At 41.9% G+C, this 949-nt stretch carries 2 protein-coding genes; both read right to left on the bottom strand.

Going from position 1 to position 949, the window contains the following annotated elements; genetic code table 11:
- On the bottom strand, window positions 1–227 hold a 227-nt coding region (locus A3735_RS24405; RefSeq protein WP_156499889.1), incomplete at its 3' end, for a hypothetical protein.
- A 22-nt stretch (window positions 228–249) separates the two neighbouring features.
- Window positions 250–642, bottom strand: coding sequence for a nucleotidyltransferase domain-containing protein (locus A3735_RS24400; RefSeq protein ID WP_068508473.1), 393 nt, complete (start codon window positions 640–642; stop codon window positions 250–252).
- Window positions 643–949 lie beyond the last annotated feature (307 nt).

The following is a 949-nucleotide window of genomic DNA, read 5'->3' as shown; positions in this document are numbered from 1 at the left end:
ATGCTAGCTCGGGCTTCCGAAGGAACAGGTTTAGATATCTTCTTGAGATAGTGCTTTGAGCAGCCAATAGCAGCCTCGATAGGAACCTGTAGATTCCTTTCTACAGCGCTACGTTCGTTAAATGTTAAGGGGCGTTTCTGAATGGTGCAGGCCAACTCATCCAAACCAGCCAAGTGCTGAGCGACTTGTTCTTTGATGGCAAATACATAGGCTTGGTATGTCGACATAGTAAATTCTCTGGAACGCCGTTTAAGGATAATGTTGCTGGTGTTCATGGGCATATTCACTCCATAATGACCATATTCGCTGTTCTTCGCTATGAAGGCGCAAGTCATTGCCAATGTAGAGCGGAGTGCCGAGATCAATAATGTTGTAAGCCAATGGCACGGGCACTGAGTTAATATCAACGATTGATATATTCTGGTCTAGATTATTTGACCATTGATACTCAAGGTCTTGAATGAATTTGTCTGCTTGATTACATTCCTTATGTAGCGCTATCGCTAGGTCATAATCACTCGCGCAATCAGCGGTATGATTCGCTTGTGAACCATAAAGCCAGACAAGTTCAATTCGACTCGCTTCTTTAAGAGAGAGACTCTTAAGTGCATCAATAGTTTTATTACTAGGTGCCAAGTTCATTGTGTTGTTCCAGCAAGAGGGTTTATTGATTTTAACCAATATTTTAGGATGGGTCTATTCGTCGTGGTTGGAGAGATATTTTGGATAACATTATGAAAAACTGTTTGAGTTTTCTCATTTGCTTCTTAGTTTTTCTTAGCATGCCCTTGAAAGCCGAGTGGCATGAGTTTTCTGCAGAGGTGATGACGACCAACTTAAGCTTGGAGTTTTGGTTAGACGATAAGATTAAAGCAGAGAAGGCTAAGCGCGCAGTGCTGAATCGCTTTAATGATATCGAGGCAAAGATGTCGCGGTATATTTCTGAATC

The sequence above is a fragment of the Oleiphilus sp. HI0061 genome, from assembly GCF_001635675.1.
Note: the sequence above shows the minus strand (reverse complement) of the source record. Positions and strands in the feature narration are given on the sequence as shown.

Coding starts and splice junctions, on each gene's coding strand:
- A3735_RS24400 (WP_068508473.1), bottom strand. CDS start 642: ATGAACTTGGCACCTAGTAATAAAACTATTGATGCACTTAAGAGTCTC.